Consider the following 19,186-nt stretch of genomic DNA (forward strand, 5'->3'; position numbering starts at 1 on the left):
GGAGCGATATTGGAGTGCGAACTGTCACGGGCGCCTCGATCGTCGGGCTGCGGATGCGTGGACGACTGCCCGACATGCGCCCGCCGTCGATGATCGGCTACGGCTCATAACATTGAGCTCCGTTCTCTTACGGACGTTTGGCGCCTCGATAGCCGCTGCTTCATAGCAGCCACGGGACGCTGTCAGCTGTCAAATCTCGCCCGGTGCGCTCTGCGGCTTGCGGTTGCGCGGGGACAATGTTCTGGTGCTGGGCCGCAAGCCGGACGCGCTGCGCAACCGTGCGCCATTCCACGACTGGACGCTGCCCTTGGCGGTCGAACAGGTGCAGCGCGGACTGCGGCCCGCCGCGTTGCTGCGGGCCACATTTCCCTCTATGGTCCAGCGGCGTCGAGCCGCCAATGTCATATGTGGACGTATCCCGGGTGAACCTCTGATGGAGCCCTCAAATGCACCGGTGCCGCATTCTGTGCTCGATACGCGGGGCATGCCTGGCACGCAAGCCTTCGCCTTTTGGCAGGACCATATAGGGTCGCAATACGACTTGCGGACGCCCAGGGAAATTCCAAAAGCCTTCAACGCGCGCGTGGATTTCTGGCACCTCGAAAGCGCGCTCCTCGGCACGTTCCAAGGGCCGGCTCAGGATTGGAGCCGATCCCGCGCGTGCATCGGGCGCGATGGCATGGACAGCTTTCATCTGCTGGTTTTTCGTGGGGGCTGGAGCGCTCCGCACGGCGGCGGAGTGCCGGTTGGTCCCGGCGATATCCTCGTCTGTGATATGGCGCAACCGCTCTACATGCACGGGGGAGACAATGAATTGCTTACCCTCGTCTTGCCGCGCCATCAGCTGGCGCCCCATCTTCACGTGCCGGACGAGCATCATCTGCATCTGCTGCGGTCGGCCGATCCCCTGGCGACGCTCCTGAAGGACCACCTGTCAAACCTGCTAGGGCATCTGCCCAACATGTCGCTGGAACAGGCCAGGGCGGCCATACCCGCCACCGTGCACCTGACTGCGGCCGCCCTCAATGGCACGATAAGAGACGAGCAACTCGGCAGCGTCCGCATGGCGATGACCGAGCGGATATGCCGCTATATCGATGCATGTATTCTCGACAGCGGCTTGAGCCCCGAGTCAATTGCCCGCCAATTCGGCATGACGAGGCGCAATCTCGGCCATCTGTTTGAATTCTCCGGCGGCGTCGCTGCCTACATAAGGCGTAAGCGTCTGTCGCTGGCTCATGCGAGATTGAGGCGCTCGGCGAGAAGCGGGCAGTCGATCGAGGACATCGCCCAAGCGCATGGGTTTAACCATTATCGCAGTTTTTCCCTCGCCTATCGCAAACAATTCGGGACCTCGCCGCGGGAAACGCGTGCGCAGGCCCTCAAGGGAACGGTGCTTTCCACGGACGCCAATGGCAGGCTGTCGCCTTGGGCGCAATGGCTCAAAGATTTGAAATAGCGCGGGCCTCCTTCCGATGTTTCCGACCTCCGCAGGCGAATCGGCTCCCTCCTCACTGGTGGGTCCGCTGCCGGGCAGACTCCAGAGAGTTCCCGATAGAATTCGTTCCTGAATTTTCCGGCTTGCTTTCCTGAATTTTCCTATTTGAAAGCACCGCGTCATCCGGCCTGTTCAGACGGCCCGTCCTCCCCCAACGTTTCTCTCGAACGCCGCTGCGCTCCCTTGCCGGAGCCTTAGCCGTTTCCGTTCCGCTGCGTGCGGACCGGCCAATGAACCGAGGGGCTGGACGGATGCAATCCAATACATCGCGCAAAGACCGGCCGCATCCGGCGAGGCGCGCTTCTGTTTCCTCCCGACACTTTCGAGAGCGCAGATGGGCGATTCAGCAATGGGGGTGACGATGGCGCACAGGTTCCGTTCGATCGAGGCGTGGGCAGGCACCGCAGGGGAAGCCGGCGCGCGGGAGCGGCGGCTTCCCGGCGCGCCGCCGGGCCTGTCCCTGGCGGCGGGGTTTCCCGCCGGCATGGCCGCGCCAGCGCCTCGCGAGGCGCTGGCCGAGTTCATTTGCATGTCGACCGACGGCCCCGGGCAGGGCGCGCAAGCGCTATCAAATTCGTCGTATCTCCTCCGAGTGGAGGATGTGAGACGTGCCGCAGCTCCGGGACAAAGAGATGTGGATTCTGTTCTTGGTCGTGGGACCGACGATCTCCGATCGGAGCGGGCAAAGGGCCGCTCCGCCCGAAAACGCGGCGGCTTGTCGTTCGAGGGGATCATGGATTCGACTTGGAATCTCTTTGGGTGTCATGCAGGCCGTGGCGGCGGCACGCCGTTCTTGGTCCTATTTCTTTTCATGTCCTTTTTCTGGACGGCGCCAGTTTCGGCACAGGTCTCCTTCGGCGGGGACGCTGGCGACCCTGAGAACACGGTGTGCAGCTTTGCCGGATATATCGGCACCACGATGAACGATGATTGCTCGGGTTCTGACGTCTCGTTCATGCCCGCGCCGTTTATCCAAGTTGGCCCCACTGGAAGCCAGATTAATTTGGACGCAAACACGGGTGAGGCTACTTTCGGCGCGAAAGCGACGTTCAATGCCAATGTGCAAGTCAATGGGCTGATCCAGGCCGACCAGGCGACGATCAACCAAGGCACCTTTGGCGGCAGCCTGAGCGCGGCCTCCGGCGCCACCGTCAATATGAACGGCAACCGCATCCAGAATGTCGGCACGCCGACGGCCGGAACGGATGCGGCCACGAAGGACTACGTCGACAGCCTGGCAAGTGTCGGCGTGGCGAAAGACACGGAGCAAGATGGTCGGCTCGGCGGCGTCGAAGCCAAGAATGTCGAGCAGGACGGGCGTCTCGATGGCCACGACACCATGCTGGCGGCGCACCAAGCGACGCTCGACACTCACACGCTCCAGATCACCGACCTCGACAGCCGGGTGACGACGAACACGCAGGACATCGCCAGCCTCGACAACCGGGTGACCGGTCTGGAAGCCAGCCTTGGGGAAGGGTTCGCCAGGCTGGATGGGCGCATTGACCAGGCCTTCGAGGGCGCGGCCATGGCCATGGCGATGGCCGCGCCGGCGATGCCTGTGGACAAGAACTATGCCGTCTCCATCAATTGGGGCGGCTTCGAGGGAAAGAACGCCTTTGCGGGCACCGCGCAGGCGCGTATCAGCGAGAGCTTCATGATCCATGGCGGCATCGGCCTCGGCTCCTCCGGCACAGTGGGTGGCCGCGCGGGCCTGACCTACGCCTGGTGACCCGTGGCGGCTGATGCCGATATGCAACCGCCTGCCCAGACGCTGCGAAATCCGAGAGGCCCGATGAAGGCGATCCTGCTTCGCCTTCTGCTCGTCATGGCACTGCCTCTCGCGTTGGCGCAACCGCTTCCGGCGGGGGCTCAGCAGGAGAAGACGGCTCTGCCGGCGAATAAGACGCAACGCTCCGCGAAATCCGCCGGACCGGCCAAACCGAAGCCGGCCAACATCGACAGGAACGGCGTGCTGATCATGGTGCGATACGCCCTGCTGGCAGTCGACCAGGCCAACAAGACCGGCAACTATACCGTGCTGCGCGACCTCGGCTCCCCAGGCCTCCAGGCGAACACCTCGGCGCAACTGGCCGAGATATTCGCCAGCCAGCGCAAACAAGGGATAGACCTCGCTGGCGTGGCTGTACTGGAACCGCAACTGACCCTGCTGCCGCAGATCGAGCCCAACGGTATGCTGCACATGGCGGGCTTCTTCCCGTCGGTACCTCTGCGGTTGAACTTCGAGCTGCTGTTAGCTCCCGCCGACCACCAGTGGAAGCTCTTTGGCATCTCGATCAATCTCGGCGACAACAGCCCCCGGGCACCGGACAACCCCCAGGCTCCGGCTCCGGCGGCTGCGGCCGAAACGCCGGCCGCGCCCGCGGCCGCAATCGGCGCAAAGCCAAAAGGCGCGGCGAACTGACACGCCTGACGATTGCCGCGCGCCTGCATGACGATGCGAATGAGGTCGGTTTTGGTCGTGAAGGTATTGAGAGCGGCAATCCGCCTTGACCAGATTGCCTGCCGTGAACGTCGCCCTCGACGCCGCCGTCAAATGGCCGCGCCATGTTCTCAAGGGCGACATTCCAAGCCCAGCAGATCCACCGTCGGGCTGCATTTTTCCGAACGCGCTGTCCGTACGCCATTGAAGCCTGCGCGGAGGCGGTGCCTGCCTTGACAGCGGTCGGGCCCCGGCACCACACGGCCTGCATCCGCGACGACATCGAGAGAAGCAAATGCGCGCCCGATCACCTCAAAAAATTGCGAAATTCATACGCTTGTCGCACTGTTCGCGCTTGGTAGCTTTCGAGGAGGAAGGGCTATGTTGTACCCCGGTCAGTTTTTGCGGCCCCCCGAAATCCATATGCTGTCTCGGGTGTGCCGGGCCATCTGCCAAGACAATGGCATTTCCCCTGAATCCCCGCAGGCCCAGCGCACCGCTTCTCATCTGATGAAGATGTTTATGAACGGGCTGACGCGCGAGGAAGAACTGCTCGACGCCAGCAGGAATCGCCTCGCGCGACGAAAGCAGCCTCTCGAGCAAACGCTTCTGCTCCGCCATCTTGGGGACGACAGCCAGACGCAGGTCGGCTAAGAATCCGGCCACCTCGTGCCTGGCACCTGGCCAGAACCGCGGCGCATCACGGCACTGCCTTGAGACGGACACGGCGGCACGTGAGCTACTGCTCCATTCCAGCCATGTCGTGGGGGCACGATGAAGTTATGTCAATCTCCGTGGAGGACGACATTGTAGTCATCACATAGCACGGAGCGCTCACCTAGCAGCGATCTGCGCAGGTGAGGAGACGTTCGAACCAGAGGAGCTCGCAGTCGAACCTAGGCCCTGGTGCGGGATTGCGATCGGGTAAATGGATGCAGCCGACGACTAGGTTGTCGATCTCTGCCTCCAGATAGCGGCTGTGCGTTCGTCGGGATCACCCTTGCCAACAAGCGACGAGAAGGATGAATGGCGCCTGCTGCGAACAGCAGATGCGCGGACTCGGTCGGCTCACGGTTGTGGTCTGGGCAGAGCCCGTATCTCGAGCCTTGCTCGAACAAACCTTTACCGACGGCATCTCGTTGCCAGATAATTCCTGCCTTTGTTATAAATCTAGCGCAACCTCTCCGAGCGGGCGGGTGCAGCAGGCGAGTACGTATCCCTCAGCCTTCTCCTCTGCACTGAGGCCGCCGAGATCGGCCGTTTCCACGTCGCCGGCGAGCTTGAGCACACGACACGTTCCACAAATTCCATGCCCGCACGCGCTGGGAAGATACAGTCCAACGTTCCGAGCGATTTCTAGCAGCGTTTGCGTCGAACGGCATTGTTGGCCTATGCCCGAGCGTGCGAAACGCACTGAAGCGGCTTGGCTCGCAGACGGTGTCGGCGCCGGCCTTGTCAAGCCGCCGAAGCTCTCCTCGCGATATCGATCGGGATCCAAGCCGATCCTTTGGAGGGCCCCTCTGATTGCCTTCATGTAGGGCTCGGGCCCGCATACATAGACGCTGCGCTCCCGAATATCGGGGGCAAGCTTTAGCAGCGTCGTGTCGTCGAGCAGGCCGACCGGACCGCGCCAGTTATCGTCGGGTTCGGCACAGAGGACATGGATGTGAAAATTGCCGTGGTCGCGCGCCAGCTCGTCAAGCTCCTCACGGAAGATGATGTCCTTTGGCGAGCGAGCGCTATGGATGAAGCGGATCTCCCTGTCGGAACCACTGTCAGCGAGCGTGCGCAGCATCGACATAACCGGCGTTATGCCGCTGCCGCCGGAGAGGAAAAGCGGCCGCTCGCTCGGCAGGTCGTCCCAGGTGAAGGCGCCGGACGGGCCACTATCCCTATTTCGCTTCCCTGTTCGAGATTATCGTGCAGCCAATTGGATGCGAGGCCGCTGGGGACCCGCTTGACCGTAATCCTCAGGTCATCCGGTCGCGTGGGCGGTGAAGAAATCGAGTAATTCCGTACGACCGCAGCGCCGCCGACCACCAGATTCAGCATGATGAACTGGCCGGCTTTGAACGGGCCTAGCTGTCCGCTCTTGGGGGAGAGGACGAAGGTCTTCACGTCGTGCGTCTCCTGAATGACGCGGCGACAGGTCAGCGTAAGACCACCGCCGGAGCGGTCGGCTGGGCCGGAAGAGGAGGAGAGACTGAAGACGTTCATCGCCTGGCTCGCGTTTGCGGGCCAAGATTGCCAGCAGGTCAGCGTTCGATACAGAAGATACTCCGGCCGTTTATGATCGACAAAATCGATCAGCCTTCCAGCGACATGACAGCGAGGTGAAGCGCGCGAACGCCTTTCTTGATGATCGCCTCATGTCGGCGTCGTGCGAGCACCGCCGTATAGACCGGCTGATGCAGCGCTGGAGCGTCTTCGACGATATGGGAGGAGGGGCGCTCGGCGGCGAAGCGATGCGCATCGTCGGCGCGCATATAGCATGTGCCGCCGGCCCGCCTCAGCATATTGTCCGCCAACGTCTCCGAGCCCATCGAAAGCCGGCAAGCGGTCAGGTTTGGCAGCACCTCTGCATGAGCCTTCTCGAGGGCCACCGTGTAACCGGGCCGAATGTAGTTGTCCGGGCATACATCGCAAAGCCTCCGCGCCGTGGTCGAGACCATCACATATTCCTCGACCATCAACTGGTCGTATGTGATCTCTGGTAGGTAGCGCGGAGCATAAACCACAGCAATATCGAGGTTTCCCAGGCTTAGATCCGATATCATCTGCGGCGAATAATCGGATTCGACATGGATCGAGGACCGAGGCAAGACTTGCAGCAGCATTTCGAGCCAACCTGGCAGGATCGAGCGGGTCATCCCGACTTGGGCAGCCACCCGCAGGCTGCCCTCGAACCTGTTGAAGGCGCGCACGTCGTGACGCGCCTGGGACCAGGTGGACAGCATCGACCGCGCGTAAGCCTCGAACCGCCGCCCTGCCGCCGTCGGCTCGGCCCCGGCACGCCCGCGGTGGAAGAGCTCGGATCCCACAGCGGTTTCCAGGTTCTTGATGCGGGTGCTGACTGTCGATTGCGTCAGTCCGAGGCGCTCCGCGGACCGGTTGAAGTTCCGCGACTCGATGATATCCAAGAAGGTTTCTACCTGTTCCAGTTGCATGGGCAAGCCAATCGATTTTTCCGATCGTATCGAGCAGAGCATACGCTTGATCGAAACACAGACAAGGCGGAAGTTCGGGGCAGAACCTAGGGGCGCCCAGCGGCGCCCGCATCATCAAAGAGGGACACGTGTTCATAGTCGATTGCGATTGCCACAATTACTGGTCCAGCGCGACGGTGCTGGAGCCTTATCTATCCGGCGTCTGGAAGGACATGTTCATCGAAGGCGAGAAGACCGGCCCCGTCGGAGCCTTTCCGCATGGCCATCGTCCCTGGTTTCATCCGCAGGATTTCTCCCGCAAGGATGTGCGGCCGAAGGTCGAGGCGGACAACTACTTGATCATGAAGGAGAAGCACCTCGACAAATACAATATCGGAGTGGCGGTCCTGACCGGGGATGAGCCGATCGAAGCTTCGACGCTGGCAAATCCCTACTACGCCAGCGCTTTGGTAAGCGCCTATAATGATTATCAGATCAACGAATGGCTGCCGAAAGACAGCCGCTTCATGGGCTCCATCGTCGTCGCGCCGCAAGACCCGCGCCTTGCGGCTGCGGAGATCCGGCGGCTCGGCGGGCATCCCCGGATGGCGCAAGTTCTGGCCTCCCAGGGCTCGGTCCGGCCATATGGCGATCCCTTCTATCATCCGATCTTCGAAGCCTGTGCCGAGGTCGGCTTGCCGTTCGCCATACATCTCGGGGGGCATGGCGGAATCAACTGGAATGCCGTCGCGCCAGCGCCCACCACTTTTTTCTGGGAAACCCATGCGATCCTGCACATGTCGGCCATGTCGCATGTCGCGAGCATGATCGCGCACGGTGTGTTCGAGAAATGGCCGGACCTCTACTTCGTCGTCATCGAGTGCGGCGTTGCCTGGGTGCCGTCGGTGCTTTGGCGACTTGATGCCGATTACAAGGCCCTGCGCAAGGAGACGCCATGGCTCAAGATGCTGCCATCGGAATATTGCCGACGCAACATACGCTTCTCCACCCAACCGCTGGAGCAACCCTCGACCGTCAACCACCTCTGGGCGATCCTGGAGGCGATGGACGGGGAAAACACGCTGCTGTTTGCGTCCGACTACCCGCATTGGGACTACGATGACGTCAACACATTGCACATCCCGCCGGAATGGCGCCGCAAGGTGCTCGGCCAGAATGCGCTCGACGTCTACAAGCGCATTCCCCGCCCGCAAGCCGCCGCGGCAGCGTGAAGGGGACAGACATGGCTGAGAAGACGTATATTTGTCGCGCTGACGAGATCCAGGTCGGAATGCCGTTCATCGCCAAGGTGCGCAGCCTGTCGATCGGTGTGTTCCGGATCGGCGACAGTTTCCATGCGCTGCTGAATGTTTGCCCCCACCGAGGTGCTCCGCTTTGCGAAGGGCCGCAATGCGGCACGACCGCCCCCGTTGAGCTACCCGAATTCATCTACCACCGTGAGAACGAAATCGTTCGCTGCGCCTGGCATGGATGGGAGTTCGACATCAAGTCGGGTGCAGCTCTGGTCAACCCGTCTGTTCGCGCGCGCACATTCCCAGTCACCGTCGAGGGCGAGGGCATTTATGTCACGGCCTAAATATCCGGAGGCGGCAGACACGCCTTGCAACCGGTTAGGTGGCGTTGCTCAAAGCAGCCGCCTTATGCGCTTCATCGTTTTTGCTAATGCGGCACAATTTGGGATGGATTGCCTGCACGTTCCGCTAACGTGACGAATAGACTGACAAAAGTCAGCGCAACTACGACTGGGGAACACCATGAAACATCATCTTCTTGCATCTGTCGGCATGCTGTTGCTGCCGATTGCATCGGCTTCGGCTGCGGACGTCACCATGCCGGATCCGAATTACGCCACCGCCACGGCGGTCATGAACGTGATCAAGAACGCGGCCGAGCAGGAGCTCGGGCTCGACGTTTCCACCGTCACCACCACGGCGGTCCCCGTCATTTGGGAAGCGATGGACCGCAACAAGGGGGAAGTCGATATCTGGCCGGATGTCTGGCTGCCGAACCAGCAGGGCCTCGTCGACAAATACGTCAAGGGCGCAGGTACCGTAAAACTTGCGCAGAATGGCTACGAGGCCAAGCAAGGCTACTGCGTGACCCAGGTCACGGTCGACAAATACGGCATCAAGGACGTCGCCGATCTCGCCAATCCCGATAAAGCCAAGATCTTCGACACCAATGGCGATGGCAAAGGCGAGATATGGATCGGCGCGTCAGGGTGGCAGTCGACCAATATCGAAAAGGTGCGGGCCCGTGATTATGGCTTTGCCGACTTCTTCGATCTCCAAGTCACCGATGAAGCGGTGGCCGCCGCCTCGCTCGACCGCGCGGCCAAGGCCGACAAGCCATGGGTCGGCTACTGCTACGGTCCGCACCAGAATTTCGCCCGCTACAAGCTTGCCTTCCTCACTGAGCCGAAACACGATCCGGCCAAGTTCGTGATGCTGCAGCCCAGCGAGGATCCTCAATGGTTCGAGAAGTCGAAAGTGTCGTCGGCTTATGCTGACACGACCGTGCATATTGCCTATGCTGCTTCGCTGGCGCAGCGGCAACCGGAACTGACTGCTGCTCTGGATCGGATTACCTTCAATCCTGACGACATCAGCAAATGGGCCTACGCAATCATCGTCGATAAAAAGCCGGCAGACGAAGTGGCGAAAGAATGGATCAAAGCCCACCCCGATGAGGTGGCGAAATGGTTCGGTCATTGAATTCGAAGACTAAGACTGCAGGCTCCAAGCGGGCCTGCATTGTCACCCGGCTGCTCAGATCCACGATCGGGCGGGAGCAGTAGCCGGTGGACGCCGCACCGGTCAGTGCATCGGGCGGAGCCGCCTCAGCGGAGCGTGGGGCCGCGCGCTCTCACGCGGCCGCCATCATCATGAAGGGCGTCTGGAAAATCTTTGGTGCCCGTGCGCCCGAGGCGATGGCGGCGATTTTGCGTGACCGCCTCGACAAGGACGAAGTCGCCAGGCGCTTCGGCTGTGTCGTGGGCGTGGCCGACGTCAATATCTCGGTTCGGCCGGGTGAAATCTTCTGCGTCATGGGCTTGTCGGGCAGCGGCAAATCGACATTGATCCGCCATATAAACCGCCTGCTCGAGCCGTCCGCGGGCGAGATTTTCGTCGATGGCGAAAACGTCATGGCCAAGTCGCCTCATGAGTTGAGGGCCTTGCGGTCCCACAAGATAGCCATGGTGTTCCAGAGCTTCGGTCTGCTTCCGCATCGGACCGTCCGCGACAATGTTGCGCTGCCGCTGGAGATCCAGGCGGCAAACAAGCAGCGGAGATACGATGCCGCCGAGGCGGCGCTCGCCAAAGTGAACCTATCGGGCTGGGGGGATCGTTATTGCCATGAACTCTCAGGCGGAATGCAGCAACGCGTCGGCCTCGCCCGCGCTTTGGCTGCCGATCCGGCGATCCTGCTGATGGATGAGCCGTTCAGCGCGCTCGATCCGCTGATAAGGCGACAACTTCAAGACGAGTTCCTGGCCCTCTCGCGCTCGATGGGAAAGACAGTGATCTTCATAACCCATGACCTCGACGAGGCGATCCGGATCGGCGACCGCATCGCGATTATGAAAGACGGCGTCATCGTCCAGACCGACACGCCCGAGGAGATCGTCACATCGCCGAAGCACGACTATGTCGCGAGATTCGTCGCGGACATCTCGCGCCTTAAGGTGATTACCGCCGGGCGCATCATGGAGTCGGTTGAGAATTTCAAGAGCCGGCATCATCCGGAACTGGAGGTCGAGGCGTTGCGCAGAGTGGATTCCCGAGAACCGCTGGCCGAACTCGTCGAACTCGCGGCAAAGGATGCCGCACCGCTAGCTGTGATCGATCCCGATGGGTCTGTCGTCGGCGTCATCGACCGGCAGATCCTGCTCGACGGTTTGCGAAAGGCCGAAGCCCGTGAACGCCCATGATCCGGTCGCCGTACGATCGGTAGAGCATGCTCAACCGACAGAGGACGGGCTCGTCCGGGAGTTCGTCGTTCGCAATCCGGATTATTACGCCCAGGTGTTCGCCCGCATTCGGCGGGCTTCCGGTTCTGTCTGGCCGTTCAACCTCGCGGCCGCGCTGCTTGGGCCGGTGTGGGCCGCAGCTCGAGGCATTACGCTGCTGTTCTGGCTCACCTTCTTCCTGGAGACGCTTGCGGTGGTTCAGATCGGCGTCGGCGCGGCCGGCAACCTCGGCGCGGGCGAGCAGGCACGAGCCGATCGCGTCACCAAGCAGGCGCAGGCGCGCGCCGAACAGGCACGGGCCGCGGAGGCGGTGGGAGCGGACAACGCGGCAGGACTGAAATCATCGGCGGCCGCTCTGGAGAAAGCGGCCAACGATGCCAGGCTTCGGGCTGATGCCGCAAAGGCAAAGGCGCCGCTTGTAGTTGGGTCCGGTCTTGTCACTTTGCTCCTCGCTAGGCTGATCGCCGGCGTGCTCGCCAACCGGATGCTCGAGCGGCGCTTCGCGCGCTGGCGTTCGATGCCGGCGCTTCAGCGCGGGCTCAATTATCCGCTGGCGCTGTGCGCTCTTGCCTTCTGTATCGCCGCTTACGGGCTTTCGACATACCGTTTTGCCGCGCCGACGCCAGCCGCCTGGCTGACTGCTGCGCCCTCGAACCGCGAGTGGCAGGCCGCCTTGTCATCGGGGCTGGACGGCCTGATGGGAGCGGTGTCGCACTTCGGGGCCGGCCTCTTCGGCGGCATAACAGGCGCAATATCGTTGGTGCTGGACGGATTGGCCTATGGGCTGACGGGTATGCCATGGCCAGTGACGATGGCGATCATTCTCGCCCTCGCCTGGCAATTGGCCGGGCCTCGTGTGGCCATCTTCACGGCCGCTGCGCTCGCCTATCTCGCCGTCCTCGGCTTTTGGGAAAAGAGCCTGGAAACGGTCGCCCTTTTGGGAACCTCGGCAATTCTCTGCCTCGCGATCGGAGTCCCGCTCGGAATATGGTGCGGGCGCCGGCCGCGCGTGTACGCCGCCGTGCGGCCGGTGCTCGACTTCATGCAGACTATGCCGGCATTCGTTTATCTGATCCCCGTGATCGCATTGTTCGGTATCGGCAAGCCGCCCGGCGTGATCGCCACGTTGATTTTCGGCACTCCACCGGTAGTGCGCTTGACCGCACTGGGCTTGCAGGGAGTCCCGCCGACCGTAAGGGAAGCTGCGCAGGCGTATGGCGCTACAAGGTGGTTCCTCCTGACCCGGGTCGACCTCCCGCTTGCCATGCCTTCCATCATGGCCGGCATCAACCAAACCATTTTGATGTGCCTTTCGATGGTGGTCATCGCTTCCCTGATCGGCGCCAAGGGGCTCGGAGAAGATGTCCTCAATGCACTTCAATATGCGGCCGTCGGGCAGGGACTGCTGGCGGGCTTCGCCATTCTTCTCTGCGCCATGATCATTGACCGTATCGTGCAGGGCAGGGCCAAGTAGAGGCCTTGTGCGTTTCGGGCGCGACAAAGACCTTACGGAACCGCACGCCACCAGGAACCACAATGCCGGCGTTCAGAAATAGTCCTGATCGGGCATGCTCTCCTTGCGCTTGGCGATGAAGGCCAGCAGCGCTTCATCGATCGCGGGGTCCAGCCCGGGGTCCGCATAGTCGCTCAACAGCTTCTTCCAATGGCGATTGGCGCGCTGGGCGGCGTCCAGGCCGCCTTCGGCATTCCACTGCTCGAACGAATTGTTGTCGCTGATCGTCGAGCGATAGAAGGCTGACAGGAAGTTCGACTGCGTATGGGCGCTGCCCAGGAAATGCGCCCCAGGCCCGACTTCCTCGATGGCTTCCATTGCCTGCGCGTTCACCGACAGATCGATACCCTCGAACAGGCTCATCACCTTGCCGCACAGGTCGGCATCGATGATGGTCTTCTCGAAGCCGGTGACGAGCCCTCCTTCCAGCCATCCCGTCGCGTGGTTTATGACGTTGGCGCCGGCCAGAAGCGACATCAGCAGGCCCAAGGTCCCTTCCTGCTCAGCCTGCGCGTCCGGCAGCTTGGATGCCGAAAGGGTGCCGACGGTGTGAAACGGAACGCCGACCCTTCGCGCCAGCTGACCCGCCGCCAACACCATCTTTGCCGCTTCCGGCGTACCGAATGTCGGTGCGCCGCTTTGCATGGAGATCGTGCTGGCGAAGCTCCCCATCAGGCAGGGCGCTCCCGGATTGATGAGCTGGACGAGCGACAGACACGCAAGCGCCTCGGCAAGCACCTGCGCCAGCGTCCCGGCGACGGTGCAAGGGCTCATGGCGCCGGCCAGCGTCCATGGCGTGCAGGCGACCGGCTGGTTGTTGCGCGCATAGACCTTGAGCGACCCCGACATGTTGGCGTCGAGCACCAGCGGCGCGTTGGTGTTGCTGACGTTGTAGAGCACGGCATTGTTGGCAACGAATTCCTCGCCGAAGACGATCTTGGCGATGTCGACCGCGTCCTGCGCCCGCATGGAGCCGATGAACGCCCCCATGAAAGGCCGGTCCGAATAACGCGCATGCGTGTAGAGCATGTCGAGATGGCGCTTGTTCGCCGGAAGATCGACCGGTTCGCAGACCACGCCGCCGGAATGATGCAGGTAGGGGATCATCTGGTGGATCCGCACCAGGTCGCGAAAGTCGTTCAGCGTCGCATAGCGACGGCCGCGGTCGAGATCATGCACGAAGGGCGGGCCCCAGGACGGGCAAAGCACCGTGTTGTCGCCGCCAATCACGACCGTGTTGGCCGGGTTGCGGGCATGCTGCTTGAATTGCCTTGGCGCTGTCGCCTGGACGAGCTTGCGGCACATGCCGGGCTCGAAGCGGACACGGGTTCCCTTCACATCGGCTCCGGCGTCGCGGAAGAGATCGAGGATCTCCGGATCGTCATGGAACTCCATGCCGACCTCCTTGAGCAGGCGGTCGGCATTGGCTTCGATCAGGCTCAGCCCTTCCTCGTCGAGGATGTTGAACGTGCCAATCCTGCGGCTGAGATAGGGGCGGCGCGGTTCCTGCGCGCTGCGCTGCACGAGGCGCGCGGCGCGGCCGCGGGAGCGCGCCGGGGATGCTGCTTCGCCAGGTGTGACGACATCTTCCATCATGTGCCTCCAGACGTTCAGACGGATGCGGCGGGCTGCGAATGATCCAGCCCGCGCAACCGCAGATTTCGCGGATCGTAGGGAGCTTCCTGCAGTTGGTGCGCCGCGAGCACCTTGCCCAGGATCGACACGCCGAACTCGCGTTCGGGTATCCCCGGCCTCAGATAGGCAAGCGCCAGCACCTTGTTGGTGCGGAAGCCATAGCCGCCGCTGGTGACGACGCCGACAGGCCGGCCATCGTGCAAGACGGGGTGGCTGTAGAACGGGAGCCGTTCGCCGTCGTCGTCGATCTCCAGCAACGCCATTCGCCACGGGTTTGCCTTCTGGCGTTCGAGCATGGCCTCGCGGCCGATGAACGAACGGCCGTCCGCCTTGACCAGGGCGCCCAGCCCGGCTTCGAGCGGCGTGCGCTCGGTCGTCAGGTCCGCGCCCCAGCCGCGATAACCCTTCTCCAGCCGCATGAAGTTCAAGGCATAGACGCCGAAGGGACGCAGGCCATGCTTGGCGCCCGCTTTGACGATCGTCTCGTAGAGCCGCCGGAACTGTGCGAGTTGGACATGCAGTTCCCATCCCGGCTCGCCGGCATAAGACACGCGAAGCGCTGTCACCTTGATGCCGGCGATCCTGATCGTCTGCGCCGACAGCCAAGGGAAAGCCGCGTTCGAGAAATCGACCTCGCTGACCGCCTGCAGAATCTCTGCCGCGTTCGGGCCCATGACGCCCAGCACACCTCGTCTCTCGGTGATGTTCTCGATCACGACACCGGCAAACGAGCCCGACCGGGCGCGAAGCAGGTCTTCGTCATGACGTTCAGCCAGTGCCGCGCTGGTCAGGTAGAAGCGGTTCTGTTCGAGCCGCGTGACCGTGAACTCCGACGCGATACCGCCTCTCTCGGTCAGAACGTGGATGAGACCGATGCGGCCGAGGCGCGATGGCGGCGTGTTGGCGCCCAATGAAGCCATGAAGGCTTCGGCGTCCGGCCCGCTCACCTCGAATTTCGAGAAGGCCGAAAGGTCGATGACACCTGCGCCATCGCGCACGGCGAGGCATTCCCCTTTTACCGCGCCGAGCCAGCCCGGGCGTTTGAAGGTCAGCGGCGGGTTGCGGTCGGTGCTCGCCGGCGCGAACCAGTTGGGCCGCTCCCAGCCATAGGCAGCGCCCAGCACCGCGCCTTGCGACAGCTGGATGTCGAGCGCCGGCGTGGTACGGCGCGGGCGCCCCGCCTCGCGTTCCTCGTAAGGATAGTGGACGCCGAACTGCAGGCCGAAGCACTCCACCGCCTTGTCGACCCGGTAGTCGCGGTCGGCATAGTTGCCGAACCGCCGCGGATCGATGGCCAGCGCATCGCGCGGCGGCTCGCCATCGACGATCCAGTCGGCGAGGAAGGCGCCGGCACCGCCCCCTTCCATCACGCCCATGCTGGACCCTGTCAGAAGCCAGCCGTTGCTCAGGTTGAACGCAGGGCCCACCAGCGGGTTGGCATCCGGCGTGAAGGTGATCGGGCCGTTGACCACGGTCTTGATGCCGGCATTGGCGAGTGCCGGCACCCGTTCCATCGCCAATGCGATGATGTGCTCGACCCGGTCGAGATCGGGTGGCAGCAACTCCATGCCGAATGCGGGCGGCACGCCGTCGATCGCCCATGGATGCGCCGCCTTCTCGTAAGGCCCGACAATATAGCCGCCCCGCTCCTGCCGCAGATACCAGCTTTCCTCCGGATCACGGATGATCGGCAGTTCCTTCTCGCCGGCAGCGATACGCGCGGCAATTTCGGGCACGGTATCTGTGACGACATACTGATGCAGCATTGGCACGACCGGCAGGTCGATGCCCATCATTGTGCCGACCTCGCGGCACCAGGTGCCGGCGGCGTTCACCACATGCTCGGCCCGGATCTCGCCTTGCGCGGTGCGGACCAGCCATTCGCCCGAAGCCGCGCGCTCGATCGACAACACAGGATTGTGCCGGACGATCTCGGCGCCGCGCGAACGCGCGCCCGCAGCCATCGCGTTGGTGGCCAACGTCGGATCGACATGGCCGTCATTCGGCTCGTGGAAGGCCCCCAGTATGCCGTCGGTTTCGCAAAGCGGATATATTTTCTTCAGCTCGGCGGGCGTCAGAATGTTGAAGTCGTAGCCGACAAACCGGCCAAGACCTTGCACATGACGGAACTCGGCCATCCGCTCCGGCGAGCGCGTCACGCGCAGCGCGCCGCTTGCATGGAAGCCGGTCGGTAAGCCGGTTTCGGCCGTCAGCACCTCGCGATATAGCCGTACGGAATGCGCACGCATCTCCATGATCGTGGCATTGTGGGCGAAGTGGGTGCAAAGCCCGGCGGCGTGCCAGGTCGAGCCCGCGGTCAGTTCCTGCCGCTCGACGAGCAACACATCGCTCCAGCCGCGCTTGGCGAGATGATAGAGAAGGGAAACCCCCATGGCGCCGCCGCCGATCACGACGACGCGGGCATGCTGTCTCATAATGTCTCCTGTTGGCCGCGCATTCTGCTGCCGGTTGGATCGTAGGGTGGTCTTTCGAGAAGCCTGAGGCCGAAGCGTTGTCCCGCGACCGCGATTTCGTAATCCGAAACGGCGATCTGCTGCTTCGTCTCGCCCGGATCGCAGGCAACGTAACCGAGGCAGAGGCTTAATCCGGTGCGAAAACCGAGGCCGCCCGAGGTGGTCAGTCCGGCAAACTTGCCGTCCCGGTAGATGGGCTCGTCATGCAGCAGGAGCGGATTGGCGCCGTCGACCGCGAAATGCAGTAGTCGGCGGGTAAATCCCTGCACCCTCTTTGCTTCGAGGGCCTCACGACCGATGAAGTCGCCTTTCGTCCAGGAGACTGCAAAGCCCAGTCCCGCCTCGATCGGCGTCTCCTTCGGGCCGATGTCGTGACCCCAGTGCCGGTAGCCTTTTTCCAGCCGGCAGCCGTCCAGCGCATAGTGACCGCAAAAGGCCGCATCATGCGCGGTGCCGGCTTGCCTGATGGTCGACAGCAGGCTTTCGGCGCATTCGACAGGGACATAAATCTCATAGCCAAGCTCGCCGACGAAGCTGACCCGTGTGGCCCGCACATTGACCATGCCGATATCGATGCGTCGTGACGTCGAGAAGGGAAAGGCCGCTTCCGACAAGTCGGCGTCGGTCAGTTGCTGCAGCAATTCACGGGAGCGCGGCCCCATGACGCCGAGGACCGCTTCGGCCGAGGTCGCGTCGAACACCGAGGCGTCGAGCCGGAGATCGCTGGCGCGCCTGGCGATCCAGGCGAAATCCTTTTGCCGGGTAGCCGCGCCGGAAACGATCCGGAAGGCGGTTTCTGCGCAGCGCGTCACCGTGACGTCGGCCTCGATCCCGCCGTGGCGGTTGAGCATCTGGGTATAGACCGTCCTGCCTTCCGCCACGTCGACATCGTTGGCCGACAGCAGTTGCAGCAATTTCGCCGCGTCGCGTCCGCTGACATCGAGCTTGGTGAACGGAGAAAGCTCGAACAGACCGATGCCGCTCGCCATGGCGACTGCTTCGCGTTCAGCCGCCGGCCACCAGTGCTGCCTGCTGAAAGTGTAGCGCGGCTTGCGCTCGGCTTCATCGCGGGCAAACCAGAGGGGCCGCTCCCAACCGGTCGGCGCGCCGAACACCGCCCCTTCTTCGCCGAGCCGGTCGTGCCACGCCGACCGGCGCAGGCCTCGGCCGGCCTTCGACTGCTTATACGGCCAGTGCATGTGGAAGAGGTCGGCGACCGATTCCTCCATCCGCGCCTGCACAAAGGCGCGGGAGGCGGAGCTTCGGTCGAAACGCGCGATATCGAGCGGCCACAGATCGAGACCGGGCTCCCCGTCGACGATCCATTCGGCCATCGCCTTGCCGGCGCCGGCAGACGACATCATGCCCGTCGAATTGAACCCGGCAGCGACGAAGAAGCCGCGCAGATAGGGCGATTCGCCCATCAGCGGCTGAGTATCCGGCGTGAAACTCTCCGGCCCGTTCATGAAGTGGCGGATGCCCGTCTCGGCAAGCACTGGAAAGAGCCGCAGCCCGGCCGACATGAAGGGTTCGAATTGGTCCCAATCTTCCGGCAGCTCGAGGAAGGGCCTGTCGCCAACCGGGCCGGTGACGTCGAGGACCTTGGCATTGGGCTCGAAGCCGCCGAGCACCAGCTTGCCGGAATCGCCCTTGACGTAGATGCCCTCGTCGAGGTCGCGCACGATGGGAAAAGGATTGGGCAGCCCAGTCACCGGCTCGGTCACCACATACATGTGCTCGGCCGCTTGCAGCGGCACCGGAACGCCGGCCATGGCGCCGATATGCCTCGCCCAGGCGCCGGCGCAGTTCACCGCAATGCCGCAACGGATCGTCATGCCCGAAGCGAGCTTGACGCCAGCGACGCGGCCCTTCTCGATCACGAAACCGGCACAGGCCGCTCCTTCCAGGATGCGGATTCCCGCGGCGCGTGCCCGCCTGGCATAGGCCGCGCAGATATCCACGGGATTGGCCTGCCCGTCTTCCTCAACCCAAAGCGCGCCCACGAGCCCCTCCAGCGCAATTCCCGGGACCCGCTCACCGACGATACCCGCGTCAACCATCTCAACCCGAAGGCCGCAGACGTTGCCCATATGTGCGATGCGTTTGAGCTCGCTCATCCGATCTTCGCGGCGCGCCAGCCAGACTCCGCCGGTTTGGCGGTAGCCTGAGGTTTGGCCAGTCAACGCCTCGAGCTTCGGGAACAGTTCGGTCGCGTACTGCGCCAGGCGCGTCAGGTTGAGCGTGGCCCTGAGCGGCCCCACGATTCCGGCCGCATGCCAGGAGGTGCCGCTGGTCAACTGATTGCGCTCGAGGAGAACGACATCGGTGACGCCAAGCTCGGCAAGGTGATAGGCGACACTCAAGCCGATCACGCCGCCGCCTATGATAACGATCCGAGCGTCCTCGTTCACCGATGCGATATCCTTGCCGTCGAAACGGCGCGATCTTTCCCGCCAAGCCGGCTTGCGCTCAATGGGATTTCTGCA

General features: G+C 62.9%; 15 protein-coding genes and 2 pseudogenes. 9 read left to right on the forward strand and 8 right to left on the reverse strand.

Going from position 1 to position 19,186, the window contains the following annotated elements; translation table 11 throughout:
* The first annotated feature begins 244 nt into the window (after positions 1 to 244).
* The 4 genes and pseudogenes from FJW06_RS17270 to FJW06_RS30605 all read left to right on the forward strand — a co-directional run.
* Complete coding sequence (locus tag FJW06_RS17270; protein ID WP_140753428.1) at positions 245 to 1,459, forward strand: helix-turn-helix domain-containing protein; 1,215 nt, start codon at positions 245 to 247, stop codon at positions 1,457 to 1,459.
* A gap of 373 nt (positions 1,460 to 1,832) precedes the next feature.
* Complete coding sequence (locus tag FJW06_RS17275; RefSeq protein ID WP_140753429.1) at positions 1,833 to 3,230, forward strand: YadA C-terminal domain-containing protein; 1,398 nt, start codon at positions 1,833 to 1,835, stop codon at positions 3,228 to 3,230.
* Positions 3,231 to 3,293: 63 nt separating this feature from the next.
* Positions 3,294 to 3,923, forward strand: a complete 630-nt coding sequence (locus FJW06_RS30600; protein ID WP_246674654.1) for a hypothetical protein — start codon at positions 3,294 to 3,296, stop codon at positions 3,921 to 3,923.
* Positions 3,924 to 4,062: 139 nt separating this feature from the next.
* Positions 4,063 to 4,303 (forward strand): annotated as a pseudogene (locus FJW06_RS30605) (oligopeptide/dipeptide ABC transporter ATP-binding protein); the annotation flags it as partial.
* On the opposite strand, the gene FJW06_RS30170 reads toward FJW06_RS30605, so the two are convergent.
* From FJW06_RS30170 to FJW06_RS17305, 5 genes and pseudogenes are all read right to left on the reverse strand, one after another.
* Positions 4,254 to 4,562: a hypothetical protein gene (locus FJW06_RS30170; RefSeq protein ID WP_181178375.1), complete on the reverse strand. Its 309-nt coding sequence runs from the start codon at positions 4,560 to 4,562 to the stop codon at positions 4,254 to 4,256. The pseudogene FJW06_RS30605 and the gene FJW06_RS30170 overlap by 50 nt on opposite strands.
* 241 nt (positions 4,563 to 4,803) lie before the next feature.
* A pseudogene (locus FJW06_RS30610) lies at positions 4,804 to 4,926 on the reverse strand (exodeoxyribonuclease III); the annotation flags it as partial.
* Between the two features lie 177 nt (positions 4,927 to 5,103).
* Positions 5,104 to 5,736 (reverse strand): iron-sulfur cluster-binding domain-containing protein, encoded by a 633-nt coding sequence (locus FJW06_RS17295; protein ID WP_181178377.1) that lies wholly within the window; start codon positions 5,734 to 5,736, stop codon positions 5,104 to 5,106.
* A gap of 14 nt (positions 5,737 to 5,750) precedes the next feature.
* Positions 5,751 to 6,158 carry an FAD-binding oxidoreductase gene (locus tag FJW06_RS17300; RefSeq protein ID WP_140753432.1) on the reverse strand — a complete coding sequence of 136 codons (408 nt, stop codon included), beginning with the start codon at positions 6,156 to 6,158 and terminating at the stop codon, positions 5,751 to 5,753.
* An 89-nt stretch (positions 6,159 to 6,247) separates the two neighbouring features.
* Complete coding sequence (locus tag FJW06_RS17305) at positions 6,248 to 7,108, reverse strand: LysR family transcriptional regulator (protein WP_181178379.1); 861 nt, start codon at positions 7,106 to 7,108, stop codon at positions 6,248 to 6,250.
* A gap of 128 nt (positions 7,109 to 7,236) precedes the next feature.
* Here FJW06_RS17305 and FJW06_RS17310 point away from each other — a divergent pair, with 128 nt between their 5' ends.
* From FJW06_RS17310 to FJW06_RS17330, 5 genes are all read left to right on the forward strand, one after another.
* A complete protein-coding gene (locus FJW06_RS17310) occupies positions 7,237 to 8,319 on the forward strand; it encodes an amidohydrolase family protein (protein WP_140753434.1) in 1,083 nt (360 codons plus the stop codon).
* Between the two features lie 11 nt (positions 8,320 to 8,330).
* Positions 8,331 to 8,684, forward strand: coding sequence for a Rieske (2Fe-2S) protein (locus tag FJW06_RS17315; RefSeq protein ID WP_140753435.1), 354 nt, complete (start codon positions 8,331 to 8,333; stop codon positions 8,682 to 8,684).
* A gap of 178 nt (positions 8,685 to 8,862) precedes the next feature.
* The gene (locus FJW06_RS17320; protein ID WP_140753436.1) at positions 8,863 to 9,822 is read left to right on the forward strand and encodes a glycine betaine ABC transporter substrate-binding protein; all 960 of its coding nucleotides are present in this window, start codon (positions 8,863 to 8,865) and stop codon (positions 9,820 to 9,822) included.
* Positions 9,823 to 9,908: 86 nt separating this feature from the next.
* Complete coding sequence (locus FJW06_RS17325) at positions 9,909 to 11,039, forward strand: betaine/proline/choline family ABC transporter ATP-binding protein (RefSeq protein WP_281404888.1); 1,131 nt, start codon at positions 9,909 to 9,911, stop codon at positions 11,037 to 11,039.
* Entirely contained in the window at positions 11,026 to 12,552 is a 1,527-nt protein-coding gene (locus tag FJW06_RS17330) for an ABC transporter permease subunit (RefSeq protein ID WP_210238967.1), read from the forward strand. The genes FJW06_RS17325 and FJW06_RS17330 overlap by 14 nt, the downstream gene beginning before the upstream one ends.
* A gap of 72 nt (positions 12,553 to 12,624) precedes the next feature.
* Here FJW06_RS17330 and FJW06_RS17335 read toward each other — a convergent pair whose 3' ends face one another.
* From FJW06_RS17335 to FJW06_RS17345, 3 genes are read right to left on the reverse strand one after another with little or no spacing between them, the layout of a single operon-like run.
* On the reverse strand, positions 12,625 to 14,184 hold the full coding sequence (locus tag FJW06_RS17335) for a trimethylamine methyltransferase family protein (protein WP_246674655.1): 1,560 nt from the start codon (positions 14,182 to 14,184) through the stop codon (positions 12,625 to 12,627).
* A 17-nt stretch (positions 14,185 to 14,201) separates the two neighbouring features.
* Complete coding sequence (locus FJW06_RS17340; RefSeq protein WP_140753439.1) at positions 14,202 to 16,661, reverse strand: FAD-dependent oxidoreductase; 2,460 nt, start codon at positions 16,659 to 16,661, stop codon at positions 14,202 to 14,204.
* Positions 16,658 to 19,111 (reverse strand): FAD-dependent oxidoreductase, encoded by a 2,454-nt coding sequence (locus tag FJW06_RS17345; protein WP_210238968.1) that lies wholly within the window; start codon positions 19,109 to 19,111, stop codon positions 16,658 to 16,660. The genes FJW06_RS17340 and FJW06_RS17345 overlap by 4 nt, the downstream gene beginning before the upstream one ends.
* Positions 19,112 to 19,186 lie beyond the last annotated feature (75 nt).

This window comes from Mesorhizobium sp. B4-1-3, from assembly GCF_006439355.1.
Taxonomy (GTDB): domain Bacteria; phylum Pseudomonadota; class Alphaproteobacteria; order Rhizobiales; family Rhizobiaceae; genus Mesorhizobium.